Origin of the sequence: Sphingobacterium thalpophilum (assembly GCF_901482695.1) — a bacterium.
GTDB classification, from domain to species: Bacteria; Bacteroidota; Bacteroidia; order Sphingobacteriales; family Sphingobacteriaceae; genus Sphingobacterium; species Sphingobacterium thalpophilum.
On the sequence record NZ_LR590484.1, the window covers coordinates 4,610,726 to 4,628,435 of the forward strand.

Annotated in this window: 16 protein-coding genes; 5 read left to right on the forward strand and 11 right to left on the reverse strand. The window is 41.4% G+C overall.

Translation table 11 applies throughout. The annotated features are described in order from the left end of the window. The first annotated feature begins 157 nt into the window (after positions 1-157). Positions 158-397 carry a hypothetical protein gene (locus FGL37_RS19195; RefSeq protein ID WP_051606739.1) on the forward strand — a complete coding sequence of 80 codons (240 nt, stop codon included), beginning with the start codon at positions 158-160 and terminating at the stop codon, positions 395-397. Between the two features lie 485 nt (positions 398-882). Here the strand turns inward: FGL37_RS19195 and gapS4b are convergent, their stop codons facing one another. After that, the gene (gapS4b, locus tag FGL37_RS19200) at positions 883-1,989 is read right to left on the reverse strand and encodes a GapS4b family protein (RefSeq protein WP_037532904.1); all 1,107 of its coding nucleotides are present in this window, start codon (positions 1,987-1,989) and stop codon (positions 883-885) included. Between the two features lie 4 nt (positions 1,990-1,993). Then, entirely contained in the window at positions 1,994-2,929 is a 936-nt protein-coding gene (gapS4a, locus tag FGL37_RS19205) for a GapS4a family protein (protein ID WP_028069427.1), read from the reverse strand. Positions 2,930-3,202: 273 nt separating this feature from the next. Between gapS4a and FGL37_RS19210 the strand changes: the two genes are divergently transcribed. From FGL37_RS19210 to FGL37_RS19225, 4 genes are all read left to right on the forward strand, one after another. Next, positions 3,203-4,051, forward strand: coding sequence for an RteC domain-containing protein (locus FGL37_RS19210; RefSeq protein ID WP_028069428.1), 849 nt, complete (start codon positions 3,203-3,205; stop codon positions 4,049-4,051). A gap of 167 nt (positions 4,052-4,218) precedes the next feature. Continuing rightward, the gene (locus FGL37_RS19215) at positions 4,219-4,623 is read left to right on the forward strand and encodes a helix-turn-helix domain-containing protein (protein WP_232048740.1); all 405 of its coding nucleotides are present in this window, start codon (positions 4,219-4,221) and stop codon (positions 4,621-4,623) included. Positions 4,624-4,710: 87 nt separating this feature from the next. After that, positions 4,711-6,153 carry a DUF3945 domain-containing protein gene (locus FGL37_RS19220; protein WP_028069429.1) on the forward strand — a complete coding sequence of 481 codons (1,443 nt, stop codon included), beginning with the start codon at positions 4,711-4,713 and terminating at the stop codon, positions 6,151-6,153. A gap of 103 nt (positions 6,154-6,256) precedes the next feature. Then, positions 6,257-8,341 carry a type IA DNA topoisomerase gene (locus FGL37_RS19225; protein ID WP_028069430.1) on the forward strand — a complete coding sequence of 695 codons (2,085 nt, stop codon included), beginning with the start codon at positions 6,257-6,259 and terminating at the stop codon, positions 8,339-8,341. 158 nt (positions 8,342-8,499) lie between these two features. Here FGL37_RS19225 and FGL37_RS19230 read toward each other — a convergent pair whose 3' ends face one another. The 9 genes from FGL37_RS19230 to FGL37_RS19270 form a co-directional block, all read right to left on the reverse strand. Beyond that, positions 8,500-9,327: an RteC domain-containing protein gene (locus tag FGL37_RS19230; RefSeq protein WP_028069431.1), complete on the reverse strand. Its 828-nt coding sequence runs from the start codon at positions 9,325-9,327 to the stop codon at positions 8,500-8,502. A gap of 259 nt (positions 9,328-9,586) precedes the next feature. Beyond that, positions 9,587-11,860: a multicopper oxidase family protein gene (locus FGL37_RS19235; protein WP_028069432.1), complete on the reverse strand. Its 2,274-nt coding sequence runs from the start codon at positions 11,858-11,860 to the stop codon at positions 9,587-9,589. A gap of 13 nt (positions 11,861-11,873) precedes the next feature. Next, the gene (locus FGL37_RS19240) at positions 11,874-12,329 is read right to left on the reverse strand and encodes a heme-binding domain-containing protein (protein WP_028069433.1); all 456 of its coding nucleotides are present in this window, start codon (positions 12,327-12,329) and stop codon (positions 11,874-11,876) included. 32 nt (positions 12,330-12,361) lie between these two features. Beyond that, positions 12,362-12,781: a hypothetical protein gene (locus FGL37_RS19245; protein WP_028069434.1), complete on the reverse strand. Its 420-nt coding sequence runs from the start codon at positions 12,779-12,781 to the stop codon at positions 12,362-12,364. Positions 12,782-12,807: 26 nt separating this feature from the next. Continuing rightward, complete coding sequence (locus tag FGL37_RS19250; protein ID WP_002993268.1) at positions 12,808-13,332, reverse strand: DUF305 domain-containing protein; 525 nt, start codon at positions 13,330-13,332, stop codon at positions 12,808-12,810. 10 nt (positions 13,333-13,342) lie between these two features. Next, complete coding sequence (locus FGL37_RS19255; RefSeq protein ID WP_028069435.1) at positions 13,343-14,008, reverse strand: DUF3347 domain-containing protein; 666 nt, start codon at positions 14,006-14,008, stop codon at positions 13,343-13,345. Between the two features lie 6 nt (positions 14,009-14,014). After that, positions 14,015-16,135 (reverse strand): heavy metal translocating P-type ATPase, encoded by a 2,121-nt coding sequence (locus FGL37_RS19260; RefSeq protein ID WP_028069436.1) that lies wholly within the window; start codon positions 16,133-16,135, stop codon positions 14,015-14,017. 18 nt (positions 16,136-16,153) lie between these two features. After that, entirely contained in the window at positions 16,154-16,459 is a 306-nt protein-coding gene (locus FGL37_RS19265) for a hypothetical protein (RefSeq protein WP_028069437.1), read from the reverse strand. A gap of 14 nt (positions 16,460-16,473) precedes the next feature. Then, a complete protein-coding gene (locus tag FGL37_RS19270; protein ID WP_028069438.1) occupies positions 16,474-17,355 on the reverse strand; it encodes a DUF3347 domain-containing protein in 882 nt (293 codons plus the stop codon). Between the last annotated feature and the right edge of the window lie 355 nt (positions 17,356-17,710).

Here is a 17,710-nt window from a genome sequence, read left to right on the forward strand (position 1 = left end):
TTGAATAACAGCTTTAAACGCAATATGCATCCCTAAATCTATTTCAATTTTGAGGGGTCAGCTTGTTCAAGTATATCCAGAAGTTTCCATTTTCGGCTATTCTAATAGGTTCAATGAGCTTATAACGCCGTTAGAATACGCAAATTTGGTGTACGATATGTTTGGTTCCTATTTAGTAGAAACCTTTAAAAAGATAACCAAGGCGGAGCTTGACAGTATTAAATCGCAAATGGACATTGATGCTATCAATCAATTTCCGTTCCCTGCATCCTTCGATGCTCAGCAGTATAGTGGTGATAACGGAAGAGTGGAAAAGCGGATGGTGAATTTTGTTGTGGATGAGACATCAGAGGCATTTATGTTTAGGGATAGGTATTTGGAGCATTATGGGCTTTAGTATAATTCCAAAACATATTATTATGAAAACAACAAGCATATACTAACTATAATAAATATTTAAGTGGATATTATTGGTCAAGTGATGTCCTTCCTTTTAAGGACAAATTATATAAATCAGGCGGGGTGATACAGGTCAAACCAAATCATCACTAGCAATCATTCTTCGTGGTGTCCAAAAATAAGCCATTAACATGGGTACCACAATGGACATCAGATGGTAATGGTTTTATATATCTTTAAATGAATTGAATATTAGTGAAGAAACGCCGAAAAGATATGAATTAAATTAAAAAAGCGTGCTTTAGCACGCTCTTTGTGATCCCGTTGGTACAGAACTCGAACTCTTTTCTGGAAGATTTAAGACGATTAAACCAACTTAAAGACAGTCCGTACCAATCTGATATATTCGTGGAAAAGATTAATAAAACTAAAGAATCCATATCTACCATTAAAGGGAGAAAATTTAAAAGGTAATATCCTCAGCTATATTATTTTGAATTTTTCATAGCTTTCAACTTTTTTAATTTCAAATAATTCCAGTAGTTTTTTTCTTATAGCATTGTCAGTTTTTTGATTTTTGTCCTGTTTACTTAGAACTAAGTCGATTGAAATTTGAAAATCTGAATTTTCGTCTTTAGATTTCACATAATCAGGAAAGCCAAGATTAATTATTGCAAAGCCTTCAATACCACTATAATTCAGTTTATATCTAAATTTTACTGCGCCAAATATTAATTTGGGAAAGTATTCGACCTTATTAAGTAATATGTGGTTCTGTAGCCCTTTTCCATTCAGTTTTAAATTGTCTATTTCATCTAAAAATATCTTTACATCGTTATGGCTTTCAACATTCTCATCTAAATAAACATCAATGTCAGTTATAGATTTGAATTCGAGATAAATATTGAAGTCACTTGCAAAGGAATAGAAAAATTTAATTCTTGAAGAATTATCAAAATGATTAAATTTAACGGTAATAATATCATCATTTGAACTGACTATTGATTTTTGAAAGAGCTTTTCTTTCACCACATTCATAATCAAATTATTGACTTCAAAAGTCTCTTTTGATGTTGAGTTTTGTTGTACTGAAATCTGAATGTCCTGTTCAGAAACTTTCTTCAGTGTTATCGCTCCGTTGTGATAGGTTTTATTATTTGTCCAATCACTAAGTAGGTTCTCTCGTTCTATCTGATATTCAAATATTGCAGTGTTTTCGTCTTCGAAATAGAAAGTTGGATTACCAATGATTTTATAATTTGGTTTGTATGTATGTTTGTCAACAATTAGAGTATGCAAGTCAATTGCAGTATCAAAAATATCTGTAAAATCAAAGTCTGAATTGCATTTGATTGAAGAAGTCCTATATTTTATACTTTCTTCTTTCGTTTTTTGCGTGTCGTATAAAACAGAATAATCCCTCGGACTTATAACACTTTTCATTAACAATGGAACAGAGTTATTCTTCTCGTTATGACCAAGAAACACTCCTTTTTCTCTCATAAGAAAGTTTATGTTTGCGTTTGTGACATTAGATTTAACAAGTAGCTGTCTTATATAATCTCCTTGAGGTAAAATATCTTTATTCATATCATTAATTTCTAAAATCAGACGGGAACTTCTTTATTTCTAAATTTTCACCGAGCTTATACATCGGAAATTTTACAAGCTTTTCTTTCACAATATTTTCATTTGTCAAATAATCATACGTCTTATAGCTCAAGATTATTTTATCAACTGCATTTAAATGGTCAAATGATTTTGCAAAATTTAAAAGTTGTACAAATTGTTCTTCTTCGAAGTCATCATTTATGAATATACTTAATGTAATTCTGTTGTTCTTTGCTGTCCTTAGTGCAATTATGTCGGAGTATAAATAGTTTAAAGGAAAGATTTTTCCATAAGAGTTTTCTTGAATGGAAGTGAAGTTTAGACCACTATTGTGGTAGACAAAATCAACATTATCGTTCCCAAATATTTCTTTTGTTCTAAAGATACTCTCATATAAGAAATTGACTTTGCTATTGTCCAATAGTATTATTTTATCAAAAACTAAGTCCGTATCAATTTGAATGTTATCAACCTTTGAGACTAAATCAAAATTCAAATCACTTGTATTTGACAACCAAACTAAAATGCCGAAAATTTCTGTTTTGTTAACACCTGTAAAATTCTGATTTATATTGTTTTTTAATTTAGAGTTGTAAAAACACTCTAAAGTCTGAGCTAAATCTTTTATGTGGGATTTGAACAGGGTTGACGGATATTTGGGGTATTCACCTCCTACATACTTAGATGAAATAATGCCGATGTCAAGACTATAGTCTTCTAATGGACTTTTATAGCTAATCAGCCCGTCTATTCCGTGAGACGATTTGTTTGATTCTGCATATTTGTCTTTATGTTTAAAGCCCTTAATACAGTCGATTGAAGGGTTTTCTATTAAAGAGTTGAAGTTCAAGATATTTTCAAAAATAAATTTGACTATATATTCGCCCTTTTCTCCAATGGATTTCGACCATTCTCCCATATTTAATTTGTTGGTTTTAAAAGTTACATACGGTTTGATAACGTTTTTACAGATTAAAAGAAATCAGTAAAAACGGCTGAAACAAAAAATATTGACAATATAGATAAAAATATCATAAAAATGATGTTGTCAAAGCGTAAACAAGGAATAAGATGCTCATTTAATCTTTAATTATCTTCCCTGACTTCGACCTGTCTCATGAAAGAAACCCATTGTTAAGGACAATATTTGTGTCTAGATAGTGATACTGTTCAATTTAAAAAAACCTTAGCTATGAGACATCCTTTGAACAATATTGTGGCTGAAATACAAAAGCAAGAAAGAAAATTGTCAGCCGAAACATCCAGTTTCATTGACGAGGTATACAAGATGACGGTTTACCTCCAAGAGCTATTAAGTACTGTCAAAGATGACGTAATAAAAGACGGCTTTTCAAGTAAGGATGAGGAAATACATTTTTTCAAACAGGTAAAGCCGAATATCCTCGGAAAACTTATCTATTACAATAAGGTGTACCGCATTGAAACGTCATGCCCCGTGGGTAATGGACACTTGTATCAAAACTATTTCGCTCTGCAACTGCGTGACTTAAAACAGGAGTACCAAGAGCATATCTGCAATTCTGAATTTTACAGGTACTTCCGTTCCGGCAGAACCGACCGTGACGGGCATTATTTCACGTTGGGAAACATTAATTATTATGATGGGCTGAACAGCTTTGTATTTGAAATCGACCCCAAATTTTCGACCTACTTTGATTACAAAGTGGCAAAAATCATAGCCAACGAATTAATCTATAACTATCTGACGACAAAGCTAAGCCCCGAACAAAACCCCGATGTACTGCTACAACACGGAGAAACAAAAGACTTCTTTTGGACACAGACAAAAAATGCCCTTATCGAATTGATTTATGCACTCTACGCCTGCGATGCCATTTCGCACGGGAAAATAGGCATCCGCAAAATCAGCATGGTATTCCAAATCCTGTTCCGTATCTCGCTGAACGACATCCATAACAGCTTCCACCGGATGAAAACCCGTGCAGGCTCACGAACGTTGTTTTTAGACCAACTCAAATACAGCTTAGAGGAATATATGGACAGGGAAGACAACTTGTAATTTTGTCTTCTCTTTCCATCAAAAAGGACAGCATCAATCGGTGCTGTCCTTTTTTTGCCCGTTTGCCTATATGTGTCTATCAGCAAATCCATTGATTTGGATGCCGACCAATTAACCAAAAGTGCGAAAAAACCCTAAAAACGGCACTTTACTTGAATTGTAAAAAAATGAAAAAAAATGCCTTTTTGATAGACACGTATCGGACGACAGCCTCCGCCAATCACTCCAATTTTGTGGTGTTAGAAATCATTAAAAGTATTGCTATGAACATTGACAGAATGGAATTTATCGCATGGATGGAACGTATTATGGAGCGTTTCGATATTTTGAAAGAGTACGTCCTAAACATCAAGAAAGAACGGCACAGCATAGACGGCGAGGAATTACTGGACAACCAAGACCTGCTCCTCATGCTGAAAATCAGCCACCGCTCTCTGCAACGATACCGCTCCACGGGCAAGTTACCGTATTACACCATCAGCGGAAAACTGTACTACAAACTATCGGATGTACACCAGTTCATCAGGGAAAGTTTCAAAGCCCCTATACGGCGCACAAAAGAAAACCGATGACAAACCCTACCACGAAAAGACGGGTACGGCTATGCCGTACCTGCTTCATCTACTTTCGGACAATGTAAACTTTAAAAAATCAATATCATGAGCGAACAGACAAATGAAAATCCACAGCAATATCCCGAACAGCTTTCGGATGTGCTGTTGGTGATGGACAAGGAGAAAAAGAAAATCCAAGCCGTCACGGGTGTTGACGAAAACGGCAATCTGAAAACCGTTGATGCCACCAAGAAAAACCAAAGCCAATTTATGCGGGTGGACAGAGCCGGAGATTTGTTCACGAATTTCTTCTCCAACTTTTGGCGACAGCTTAAAGACCCGACCCATTTCTCGTTCTTCAAAGTACCTGCAAAGGAAGCGGTGGAAACCGCCAAAGAAATGCAGAAACAGGTCAATGCGCCCACCAAAGAGGGCGAGGCTGTCATGGCAAAGCATGAGGTCACAGAGCCAAAAGAGCAACAACAGGAAACCGAAAAGGATGTGGAAGCACCACAGGCGTCACCGGAAACACAGCAAGTACAGGAGAAAAACGAATACCGCTATAAGGCGGAAGATGTGGACTGGAATTATTTAGCGCAATTTGGGATAAACAAAGAGAGGCTTGAAAAGGACGGGCAGTTGGATTTGCTGTTAAAGGGCTATAAGACCAATAACGTATATCCCACAAGTGTCAATTTCGGTGCGGTTATCATGCGCTCGGATGCAAGGCTCGGTTTTCAAGACGGTGAAGACGGAAAACCTGTACTTATGATGTACGGTGTACGCCACGAACCCAACCTCAAAGCCCCTTTCTTTGGTCACGAGTTTACCAAAGAGGACAGGGAAAACCTGCTCAAAACCGGAAACATGGGGCGTGTGGTGGAACTGACCAACCGCAAGACAGGCGAAAAGATACCCTCCGTTATCAGTATCGACCACCTAACGAACGAGGTTATCGCATTCCGGCAGGACAGGATAAAAGTACCCGATGAGATTAAGGGCGTAAAACTGACCGAAGACCAAAAACGGGATTTGAAAGATGGGAAAGCCATTTATTTAGAGGGGTTGGATTTTAAGAACAGTACGAACAAAAATGCCCATGTGCAGTTCAACGCCGACAAAAAATATACGGAGTTTCTCTTTGGTGATAAAGCCCCCAAACAGACACAGGAAAACGACCCGAAATACTACCGTGGCAAAACGTTCTCCGATGAACAATACAAGCAACTCACCGAGGGCAAGACGATTTACGTTTCGGATTTCAAGGATGGAAAAGGAAACCCGTATAAAGGATATGTCACGCTTAACAAAGAGACGGGAAATTATGATTTCAGCTTTAAAAACCCCAATGCGTTGAAAAATAAGGCACAGCCTACCGAGGCGCACAAAACACAGGTTGCCGTAAACTCCAACGGGAAAACCAACGAGGCTACCAAGCACATCAACGAGCCTCTGAAACCGGAGCAACAAAAGCCGAAAAATCAAACACAACAGCAACGGCAGAATGAACACAACCGTCCGGCTAAATCCAGAGGGGTAAGGAGATAACACCATTAAAAAAACATTTCTCTTTGGAAATCCCCTCTCACAGAAAACGGAGGGGTTTCTCAAAGAGAAATCTAACATTCAACCATTCAAATGAGATAGTATTATGAAAGCAATCATTGCAGAAAAGCCAAGTGTGGCGAGGGAAATAGCTACCCTATTGGGAGCGACCGAAAAACGGGATGGCTACCTCGCAGGGAACGGCTATCAGGTTACGTGGGCATTGGGGCATTTGGTCGGACTGGCGATGCCCGAAGATTACGGGGTGTCGGGCTTCCAAAGGGAAGCCCTGCCCATATTGCCCGACCCTTTTATCCTTACGGTACGGAAGATAAAAAAGGACAAAAGTTATGTTCCCGATAACGGAGCGTTAAAACAGTTGAAGATTATCGAACAGGTCATCGGTAGATGCGATAGTATTATCGTGGCTACTGATGCCGGACGTGAGGGGGAACTCATCTTTAGGTACATCTATGAATACCTAAAATGCCGTAAACCCTTTGAACGTCTATGGATAAGCTCGCTCACAGAAAAGGCAATTAAACAGGGTTTTGACAACCTAAAAGCCGGAAGCGATTTTGATGGGCTATACAGAGCCGGACAAGGAAGGAGCAAAGCCGATTGGCTTGTGGGCATCAATGCCTCGCAGGCGTTGAGCATTTCGGCAGGGCGTGGCGTTTACTCGCTTGGTAGAGTACAAACACCAACGCTTGCCCTTATCTGTAAGCGGTATTTGGAAAACAAAGACTTTGCCGTCAAGAAATACTTTCAAATCCAGTTGGAACACCGTAAAGAATTTGTGGACTTTAAGAGCCTTTCTAAGACCAAATGGGATGACAAAAAACTCGCTGACGATACGCTGAAATCTATTCAGCGTAACGGAACAGCGACCGTTACGGCGGTGGAAACCAAAATGCTGTCGGAGCAACCGCCTTTGCTGTTCGACCTTACGGGATTGCAGAAAGAAGCAAACAAAAGGGCTTCCTACACTGCCGAAGAAACATTGAACATTGCCCAAAGTCTGTATGAAAAGAAGTTTATCACCTACCCCCGTACAGGGAGCAAGTACATCCTCGGAGGTATGTGGTCGGAAATCCCTGCACTGGTAAGAAATTTGGAAGCACGGGCTTCCTGCAAAAAAGCGGTCGGAAAAGTGAAATGGGGTCGTTTCAATAAGCGCATCGTGAATGACGTAAAGGTCACAGACCACCATGGTCTGCTGATTACCGAGAAAATCCCGTCCGAACTGTCCGCACACGAAAATGTTATCTATGATATGATTGCGCACCGCCTGTTGGAAGCCCTTTCACCTGCCTGTACCAAAGAAATAACCGACATCGGATTGCAGGCTTTACACTATGATTTCACACTGAAAGGATGTAAAGTTACCGAAGCCGGATGGCGTGGCATCAAAGAAAAATTTTTAGATGAGGACAGCGAGCCTGTGCAGGAACTGCCGGAATTAAAGGTCGGCGATGAGCTGAAAATCAAAGAGGCATCCGTACTGGAAAAGAAAACCAAACCGCCTGTGCTTTACACCGAGGCAGGTCTGTTGTCCGCAATGGAAAATGCCGGAAAGGAACCCCATAACGAGGACGAACGGAAAGCCCTAAAAGACATCGGTATCGGTACACCTGCTACAAGAGCCTCTATTATAGAAACGCTTTTTAAGAGGGATTACATTAGGCGTGAAAAGAAATCCCTTATTCCTACCCATAAGGGATTGCAGGTTTACGGGACTGTAAAGGACAAAAAGATTGCCGATGTAGCCATGACCGCCGAATGGGAAATGGCATTGCAGAAAATTGAAAACAACGAGGCGGATGCAGGTGTTTTTCACCGTGAAATGGAAGCCTATGCCACTTCCATTACACGGGAACTTTTGGACACGGGCATTGCCGATGAAAAGCAACCCGAACTGAACTGCCCTAAATGCAAGAGCCGTCAGCTATTGATTTGGAACAAGGTTGTAAAATGCCCCGATGAGGCTTGTGGTTGGCTTCAATTCCGTATTGTTTGCGGAGTGCCGTTAAGCCTTGCCGATATAGAAAGTCTTTTGACCAAAGGAAAGACCAACCTTATCAAAGGCATGAAAAGCAATTCGGGCAATAAATTCAATGCCTATATCGTCATGAACGATAAAGCCGAAACCTCCTTTGAGTTTGATAACAGGAAACCAAAAAGGAAATAAATGTTTTGTTTTTTGGACGGCATACAGCGTGAGGGATAGAAGCGACATCCTTTTGCGGTCCTCGCAGATCCGCAAAAGATATAGCGGATAGCCCGACCCGTCTGCATTTTTTTAGCCTGGGCATGGGTATAAAATGCAGACGGTGGCACGCCCAAAGCCTACTTTTCATCCTGCTCGTCCATTCTCCGTATAAGTTCCTCCCGAAGCGCATCAAGGAATTTAGTACGGTTCATCTTCCGGTTTCTCAGCTCCAAATAGGTCTGATAGAAATTGCCCAAGTCAATGCCAAAGGCACTTTCAAAATATTGGGCTACTTCCCTTATATCATTGTTCCCGTTGTCAAACACGTTTTGATAATGCAGGGCATAAATCAGTTCTATCAACGCCACTTTGCTACCTGTCCATTTCAGCTTCTTTTGGGCTTTCGATTTATTTTTTTTGAATTTGTGATACAACTGGTCTTCGATGTAGACCTGTATCAAATCGTTGGCTATTATCTTGGCGACCTTGTAGTCGTGAGAGGTTGAAAAGGACTGGTCGGACTGGAAATAATAGGTATCCAACCACAGCTTTATATCATGCCTGCCACGAACAAAATATTTCTCGTCAAGGAGCGAGTTATTGCTACGGTAATACTTGTAAAAATCAAGGTTGTTGTCAAAGAACCTCTTTAGCTTTTTCAGTTCTTTGTTGAGGTATTTCCTTATGGGCTTTGCACCATAGGGTTTCTTTGTCTCGATTTTGTAAATGGCGTTGTAGTAAATGAGTTTTGACAGGATTACGGGTTTCTGATATTTAAAAAATCTGATTTCTTCTTCGATGTTCTTAAATCCTCTTTTCAGAACATGTTCTTTTACTTCGGACAGGCATTCGAGAATGAGATGTATAACCGCTTCCATACGTTGTATGGAGCAATCGGCTTCAATTTCTAATTCATTGATTGCTGTTTCCAGTTTATGTAGGGTTTCATTATAGAATTTATTCATCTGTTTATTTTGAAATAGATGTTATTGGTTAATACAGAAAAGCTAACACTGTTCGTATTAGCTTATGATGCAATTACTGCTTAAAAAAATTCAACCTCTACCGTATTGATGATGGAACGATAGATAGATTTTTGTTGCATACTTTAAAGGGTTGTAGTATGATGCAGGTTAGTCTTTGCGAATTACACCTGCATCACCTCCTTTTTTTTACCGATATTTTTTTACGGTTATGCAGTTTACAACCCTTAGTTATTTAATTTTAATAAGTCAATGCCAGCCCCACACCAAAGCCCATATCGCTATCATAGTGGGTACGGATACCTATATTCTTATTAATGATATACCTAAGTTCTCCCATATACTCTAAGTCGGTATTCACCATAAAACCACCTCTTAGTCTTTTTGAAATTGGTATATCTTCACGCATTAACTGCAATCTCACAATTCCATCATGATATACTTCTGCCTGAAAATTGACGAGCATAGGTAACGTATACATAAACCCTAAACTGAACGCCCTGCGGGTATCTTTCTTGTTGGTTTGTCCAAATATGTTCTTTTCGTGTTCATCTTCTCCCATTTTACGGTAGCGGTAATCAAAACCTACAAAGGGCATGAACCATTGCATCTTTCCAATGTATCTACCTAAATGGGTTTCTACTTCATAACCGTGCATACTATTATAGCCTAAACGCCATTCTGTTCCTAATTGGTAGCGTGCATTCATTAGCATAGCTTCTCCATCATTACCATTGGTTGCAAAATCATTTTGTGCCATAAAATGAGGCATATTACTTTCTCTTTGCAATTCTTTATAGGCTTTTGCCTTGTCGGGTAGATAGGGGTTATTGTAGTCTCCAACTTCAAAGACCCTGTTCATTCCCGCCATCATGTGATATAATATATGGCAATGAAAGAACCAATCACCTTCCTCATTTGCTAAAAACTCAATGGTATCTGTTTCCATAGGCATGATATCCAACACATTTTTAAGCGGCGATTTTTCGCCTTTTCCGTTTATCACCCTGAAATCAAATCCGTGAAGATGCATTGGATGCCGCATCATTGAATTATTATAAATGGTAATCCGTAGAATTTCTCCTTTTTTTACAGGTATTTTGTCAGTTTCCGAAAGTATTTTATTATCCATGCTCCATACATAGCGGTTCATGTTGCCAGTAAGTGTGAATTTCAACTCTTTTACAGGCGCATCATTTGGAAGAGAGGTGTTATAAGGTGATTGCAACATAGCATAATTTAATGTTTTGATGTCTCCCAAGGCATTAGCGTTGTAACGGTTAGCGTCGTTATCCATATCCATACCCTCATGCTTACTGTGGTCTGCTTTTTTTGTTGCATCTCCGGTAATTTCGGGATACATCACTACATTCATGTCCATTTGGTTAAGGCTCATCTTCATGCCCATATCGTCCAAATCGCCATTCATTTTCATCATATCGTTCATCATCTTCATCCCCTCGAAATACTTCAATCGTGGGAGTGGAGAAATAAGCTGTTTGACCCCATCACCTATAAAGTAACTCGCAGATTGTGTCCTGTCTTCGGTTGTTGCTAAGAACTCGTAAGCCAAACCATCTTGAGGGATAGTCACTACAATATCGTAAGTTTCAGAAACGGCAATGATTAACCTGTCCACCTCTACAGGCTCAACATCATTCCCATCATTCGCTACTACTGTAATTTTTCCTCCAGCATACCGTAGCCAGAAATAGGAAGACGCCCCTCCATTGGAAACACGCAATCTGACTTTGTCGCCTGCTTTTAGCTTTTTACCATCAATTGTTTTCAAATCGGTGCTATGGCTACCATTTATTAGGATTTTATCATAGTAAACGTCACTGACATCCATCGCCAGCATCCGCTTCCACTCGTTTTTTACCTTTACCCCTAATTTTCCCTCCTTAATAGCTTCAACATATGATTGTGTTGCGCCTTTCTTAATGGCCGCCCAATCATTTGCATTGTGTAGCATACGGTTGATATTATCGGGGTTAAGATTTGTCCACTCACTTAATATAATTGGAACGGTCGGCAAATCGTCAATTCCTTTTCTGAATGTCTTATCATCGCTTCTTTTCTTCATGATAAAACTTCCGTACATGCCAATCTGCTCCTGCAATCCTGAGTGGGAATGGTACCAGTGCGTACCATGCTGGATAATCGGAAAACGGTAGGTGTAGGTTGTGCCCGGTGCGATGGGTTTTTGTGTAAGCCAGGGCACACCGTCTTCTTTATTGGGCAGGAACACGCCATGCCAGTGAAGTGATGTGCTTTCTTTCAATTGGTTGTGCACCACTATTTCGGCAGTGTCGCCCTCGGTAAAGGTAAGGGTGGGCATGGGGATTTGCCCGTTTACGGCAATTGCCCTTTTTTGCTTACCTGCATAGTTGACAAGCGTATCTTTTACATACAGCTCGTAATGCACCACTCTCTGTGCAAACAGCGTTTGCGTGCAAAGCAGTATCAGCACTGTTTGCAAAATTCTTATAGGTATTTTATTATATCTGTTCATGATTTGAAAAATTTTATTTAATGCTGTCTTCCATTGTGCTAAACCACGCTATCAAAACCTGCTTATCCTCCGGTGACAATACTGCATTGCGATGAATTAGTGTGTATGATGACAACGGCATTTCCCCGTCCTTAACCTGCCCGGCCATAGCCCTGAACTTGTTTCGCTGCCTGCGGACAGAATAGTCGCCAAATTCGCTAAAGTTGAGTTCCTCTTTCCCCTTTTTTATATGCTCTGCCATGTACCATGCGCCGGGCTGGATACGGCTGTACCACGGATAATGGGTATTGTTGCTATGGCAGTCATAACAGGACTGAACAAGGATAGTCTTTACATTTTGGGGTACGGCGTACACCCTTTCGATATGGGTGGCTGGCACTTCAACCGCCTGGTTCCGTAAGGGCTGAAAGAACTGTATGGCAATCAGGACGACAGCCAGCCCCAATATGATTTTCTTCTTTATGGTCATAATTATTTTATTGTGGCTTCATCTTTTTGTGTCTACTGTTTTTTCACATACTTGGCATAATTCGCCTTGTTTTCAAAATAAGAAACTTCACCGTTATTTCCTGTCACAGCAATCACCGCATTAGCTTTGTCTACCTGCTTATGGGAATAGGGGTCTATCGCCATCCGCACGGTCACATCTTTTGGAATACGTTCCTTACACATTTCGCAACATCCGTAATAGGTTTTACCATCAAATTTTACTTCAAACTGCTTTTTGCCGATATAGGCATCGTTGACCATGCAGACTTCATCCGATGGAACCAATTCACCTGTTTGGGTAGTATGTCCGTTGCTTTCCGGAGTTGCCTGCGAATGCTGCTGTTCCGCTTCATCCTTATTTGACCCCGCCTGACCGCAAGCGGTGAATAGCAGGGTTAATAAGGAAATAAAGCCAATTATTATTTTGTTCATGTCCAAACTTGTTTTTTTAAATTTTATTATTTACTTTCTTCAAACTCTTTTAGCTTGCGCTTCATTAGTTCAATTTCTTCCGCTTGGGTTTTAAGTATATTTTTTTGCAGCTCTATCAGTTCCGGGTCGGTCAGGTGTGCCTTTTCGGACATCAATATGGCTGCTGCGTGATGGGGTATCATACCCTTTGCAAACTGCTTGTCCCCGACATTGATTTGTTCCCTGATACCAAACCATGAAAAGATGCCAACAGCAACCGAGATGATGGCTATCGCCCAATTCATCTTCCTGTTGGGGTACATTACTTTCATTATCGCTAATTCGATAAGCAGCATTGCCGAGGTCATCAGCAGGGTCATGTACAAATTGTTGATATTGGGTATCAGGTTCTGCCACCCGTCAATCATGGCGTACATGATAAAATACATCACTGCGAACATTGCGACAGCCATCACCGCAAAGCGTTTGTACATGGCCGAAGCATGTTTTGTATTGTGCGTGCCATGCTCCGAGGAATGACCCGCATGGTGACTGTTTTGCATATTTTCCATAACCCGAAATTTATTTGCTGTTAATTGTTTTTTCCACCTTACCGCAGGTCAGCATTTTAGAACCGTAGTAAGGGTTTTTGATTTCCTTGTTTTCGCTGAACCAAACAGCACCCTTACCGTCATTGAACATCGGGCAATGGTCCTGATACAATGTTTGCGATGTACCGAACAAATCAATCAGGTCTTTCAAATCTTCGCCAAGCGAGGCCAAATGTTCCCGCTGGTGGTGAATGTTGCCGACATTTTCCCCGATATGTTCTGCGTGTTCTTTAGCATCGTCCGCTATGTCCATGTACTTTTTGTGCTTATCAGCAGGAACGGCTTTCATGTCCACTTTATTCAGGGTAGCTAACAGCTTTTTCCCTGAACTGGCGGCAGCTTTGTCATCGTCCGAAACAAGGGCGTTCTTTAAGGACAGATAATCGGTAACTATGGGCGCAATAGAAAAGTTTTTTGCTTCTTCTTTTCCTGTTGCTTTTGCTTCCTGACCGCTCGGAGTTTCACTCACAACGTGCGCAGCTACCGTATCATCCTCTTTTGGTTGGGAAGCTGACTGTTCTTGTGATACAACAGCAGTATCACTTGAAGACTGCTCGTTTTTGTTGGATGCCTGATTGCATGATACTGTTACAAATGCTATGATAACAGCAATGATTGATAATGTTAGATTTTTCATTTTTATTTATTTTTTGATTTTTAAAAAACTTGCGTTAATAGCCACTACAATGGTGCTTACACTCATCAGCACAGCACCCATAGCGGGACTTAAAACAAAATTCGGATAGAGTACGCCTGCCGCAAGCGGTATTGCCACCACGTTGTAGCCAACCGCCCATATCAGGTTCTGTACCATCTTTTTGTAGGTAAGTTTGCCGAAGTCAATCAGTTTGACCACATCCCTCGGGTCGCTGTCTACCAATATGATATCCGCTGTTTCGGCAGCCACGTCCGTACCGGAACCCACGGCAATTCCAACATCTGCCTGTGCCAGTGCAGGTGCATCATTTACACCATCACCAGTCATTGCTACGATTTCGCCTTTTGCCTGAAACTCCTTTACTTTCTCCTGCTTGTTGTGCGGAAGCACATTAGCCAAATACCCGTCCATACCCAATTTTCCGGCTACGGCAGCAGCAATCCTGTCGTTGTCCCCGGTGAGCAGAAAGGACTTGATGCCCATTTTTTTGAGTTCCTCAATCGCCTGTGCCGAACCCTCACGGATGCTGTCTGCCAAAGTAATGATGCCGATTACCCGGTCATCAATGAGGACAAAGTTGACCGTTTCGGCCTCTTGATTGATTTCGTTTGGAATTTCCGGCAGGGAAAGGTGGTTTTCGGTGAAATAATTCGGGCCGCCAGCTACGACATTTTTCCCGTTCACAACACCTTTAACACCTATGCCCTGCATATAGCTGAAGTTTTCAGACTTCCATAACGCAAGCCTCTTTTCTTTCAATGTAGCCATAATGCCTTTCGCGATATGGTGTTCCGAATTTTGCTGTACTGCGGCAGCATACTGGATAACTGCATCGGCATTGTATTCGTCCGTAAAGGGAATAACCTTTTCCACGGCATGGGAACCTTTGGTGAGCGTTCCGGTTTTGTCAAAAATGATGGTAGATAGCTTACGGGTGGTTTCAAATGCCGTACGGTTGCGGATGAGCAGACCATTGGTCGCTGAAAGCGTTGTGGAAATGGCGACCACCAAAGGGATAGCCACGCCCAATGCGTGCGGGCAGGCCGTTACCATCACCGTCACCATTCTTTCAAGCGCAAAGGCAATATCTCCACTGCTTGCATACCAATAGGCAAATGTGCCTATGCCCACGGCAATGGCAATAAAGGTGAGCCATTTGGCAACTTTGTCCGCAAGGTTCTGTGTATTGGACTTAGTAGCCTGTGCCTCCTGCACAAGATTGATGACCCGATTCAGGTAGCTTTCTTTTCCCACGGCTGTTACCTTAACTTTCAGCGCACCATCGCCATTGATAGAGCCTGCGATGACCTTTCCGTCCTTTTCCTTTTTTACGGGAACACTTTCTCCGGTAAGCATACTCTCGTTGATATATGAAAGCCCATCCAGAACCAATCCGTCGGCTGGAATTTTTTCACCCGGTTTTATGATAGCCGTTTCACCGCTTTGCAGGTCTTCGAGCTTTATCTTTACGGCTTCTCCGCCACGTTCCACGGTAACATCGTTGGGCAGTAACGCTACCAATGACTGTAATGCCCGTGATGCAGCCATTTGGGAACGCATTTCCAGCCAATGCCCTAACAGCATGATGTCAATTAGGGTTGCCAGTTCCCAAAAGAAATCCATACCCTGCAAGCCAAATACAACGGCTACGGAATAGACATAGGCTACGGATATGGCGATAGCAACAAGGGTCATCATCCCTATGGCTTTGGCTTTCACCTCGCCAATCATTCCCTTTAGGAACGGCAAGCCTCCATAGCAATAAATCACCGTACCCAATGCCAGCAGCACATATTTATCGCCATTGAAAGCAAGCGAGAAACCTAACCATTGCTGTATCATGTGCGACAGGAGCAGTATAGGGATTGTAATGACAAGGCTTATCCAAAAACGAGTGAGGAAATCACCTGTATGATGTCCCTCATGTTTATTAAAGTTTTCGTCAGCATGGCCATGTTGAGAATGCCCGGAATGCCCATGTTCTGATGTGTGTTCATGAGAAACTGACGCACCGCCAACGGGAACCAATGCCATGCCACAGAGCGGGCATTTGCCCGGTTCGTCTTTTAGCACCTGTGGGTGCATAGGACAGGTATATTTTTTCATAACAAGGGGTTTTAAAAGTTATGTTGCACTTAATTTTTTTGCCATCTCATGGGTCATTTCTTCGGCATAAGTACCATAGGCATCAACAAGTACGCCTTTATTCTTACTATCATTAGACGATATGGCATAAATTACGGCATTGTTATCAGGACTGCTGTCGAGGCTTTCAAACCTATGAGTTTCCGTAACCGTAAAATCCTCCGGTTTTAGTTTCAGGCTCCTTGACGCACAGTAAAGGCAGTCCGGCAACAGACTAAAGTCCATACTGTACCCACGCTGTCTTAGGTCTTTAAGTGCCTGCACCATGTCATTGTACTGTACCATAGCTTTCAGACCTGTTATTTAATGGTTTCGACCGTACTTCCGCAGGTGAGCATCTGTGAGCCGTAATATGGATTTTTAACCGCATTCTCTTTACTTAGCCAATTGGCTCCCTTACCTCCATTGTACATAGGACAGTGCTGGTAATAAACGGGGGTGTCCTGTTTAGACACTTTAGCCAGTGTGTAGATGCTTCCCGAAAGTGCCGCAAAATCACTTCTTTGTTTTGCAACGTCTTTTGATTTTGAAATGCTTTCCGCATTGGCCGTTAAGTCCTGCATTACTTTCATCCAAGCCGTATGTTCCTCTGCCGATAGCTTATTCATATCGACTGCTTTAAGGGATGCGGCCAATTCAGCGGCATTGGCAGATGCGGTCGCCGCATCGGTTTTTATCAAAGCGTCTTTCACTGAAAAGTAGTTGTCAAATACAGCTTTTAGCTGTGATCGGTTTTGGGCTGCATCTTTGTTAGCGGATGCTGCCATTTGGCCATGGTCGTGATTGCCATGTCCGGCATTCATGTCCATTCCCGCCTCTTTGTTTTTGGCAACCGTCTTCACGGGTCTATCATACTGGCAGCAACCAGCCAGTTTAGCATATACGTCATCCGGCGCACGGAACTTCTCACTGTCATAACCAGCCAAAGCAATACGTTTAAGGATTTCATCCTGATTTGTTTTGTCGCCGTCATAGGTGAGCGTAGCCATCTTGGTATCTTTGTTCCAGTCCACGCTGGCTACCTTTTTTACGTTACCTGCTTTTTCGATGGTGGTTTTGCACATACCACAATTGCCGTAAATCTTTACGGTTTCTGTTTTCGCATTCTTGATTTGTGCGAAGCCGTTTATTGATGATAGTAACACGGCGATTACCATCACTATTTTTGATAATGATTTCATAATAATTACATTTTGAGAAACGGGGGATTGATAAACCCGTTTCTGTTTTAAATTTTAAGTAAATGATACAAATAGGGGATTTGCAAAAGCCGGAACAGCTTCTGACAGGACACACCTATGGCTATCAGGCCATAGTTTTAGCTTATTTTAGGCGGTAGCCAAATGGAGAAAAAGCCCGAAGAATAGTAGGCTTCTTTGAAACCGAATTTTTGCTTTTTAACTGCTGCTAAGTGATTTTTTGCCTTTAATTCGATTATGGTTGGGACATTTAGGGAAGTGGTTGAAGCACCGCACCTGCAAGAGCTGTGTGAACAGCCGCCCCCGCATTTGTCACTTTTGCATTTTTTACAGGATT

Bases quoted from the DNA above. Each gene is read 5' to 3' on its own strand.
- FGL37_RS19195 (WP_051606739.1), top strand. From the start codon at position 158: ATGTTTGGTTCCTATTTAGTAGAAACCTTTAAAAAGATAACCAAGGCG.
- gapS4b (WP_037532904.1), bottom strand. From the start codon at position 1,989: ATGAATAAAGATATTTTACCTCAAGGAGATTATATAAGACAGCTACTT.
- gapS4a (WP_028069427.1), bottom strand. From the start codon at position 2,929: ATGGGAGAATGGTCGAAATCCATTGGAGAAAAGGGCGAATATATAGTC.
- FGL37_RS19210 (WP_028069428.1), top strand. From the start codon at position 3,203: ATGAGACATCCTTTGAACAATATTGTGGCTGAAATACAAAAGCAAGAA.
- FGL37_RS19215 (WP_232048740.1), top strand. From the start codon at position 4,219: ATGAAAAAAAATGCCTTTTTGATAGACACGTATCGGACGACAGCCTCC.
- FGL37_RS19220 (WP_028069429.1), top strand. From the start codon at position 4,711: ATGAGCGAACAGACAAATGAAAATCCACAGCAATATCCCGAACAGCTT.
- FGL37_RS19225 (WP_028069430.1), top strand. From the start codon at position 6,257: ATGAAAGCAATCATTGCAGAAAAGCCAAGTGTGGCGAGGGAAATAGCT.
- FGL37_RS19230 (WP_028069431.1), bottom strand. From the start codon at position 9,327: ATGAATAAATTCTATAATGAAACCCTACATAAACTGGAAACAGCAATC.
- FGL37_RS19235 (WP_028069432.1), bottom strand. From the start codon at position 11,860: ATGAACAGATATAATAAAATACCTATAAGAATTTTGCAAACAGTGCTG.
- FGL37_RS19240 (WP_028069433.1), bottom strand. From the start codon at position 12,329: ATGACCATAAAGAAGAAAATCATATTGGGGCTGGCTGTCGTCCTGATT.
- FGL37_RS19245 (WP_028069434.1), bottom strand. From the start codon at position 12,781: ATGAACAAAATAATAATTGGCTTTATTTCCTTATTAACCCTGCTATTC.
- FGL37_RS19250 (WP_002993268.1), bottom strand. From the start codon at position 13,332: ATGGAAAATATGCAAAACAGTCACCATGCGGGTCATTCCTCGGAGCAT.
- FGL37_RS19255 (WP_028069435.1), bottom strand. From the start codon at position 14,008: ATGAAAAATCTAACATTATCAATCATTGCTGTTATCATAGCATTTGTA.
- FGL37_RS19260 (WP_028069436.1), bottom strand. From the start codon at position 16,135: ATGAAAAAATATACCTGTCCTATGCACCCACAGGTGCTAAAAGACGAA.
- FGL37_RS19265 (WP_028069437.1), bottom strand. From the start codon at position 16,459: ATGGTACAGTACAATGACATGGTGCAGGCACTTAAAGACCTAAGACAG.
- FGL37_RS19270 (WP_028069438.1), bottom strand. From the start codon at position 17,355: ATGAAATCATTATCAAAAATAGTGATGGTAATCGCCGTGTTACTATCA.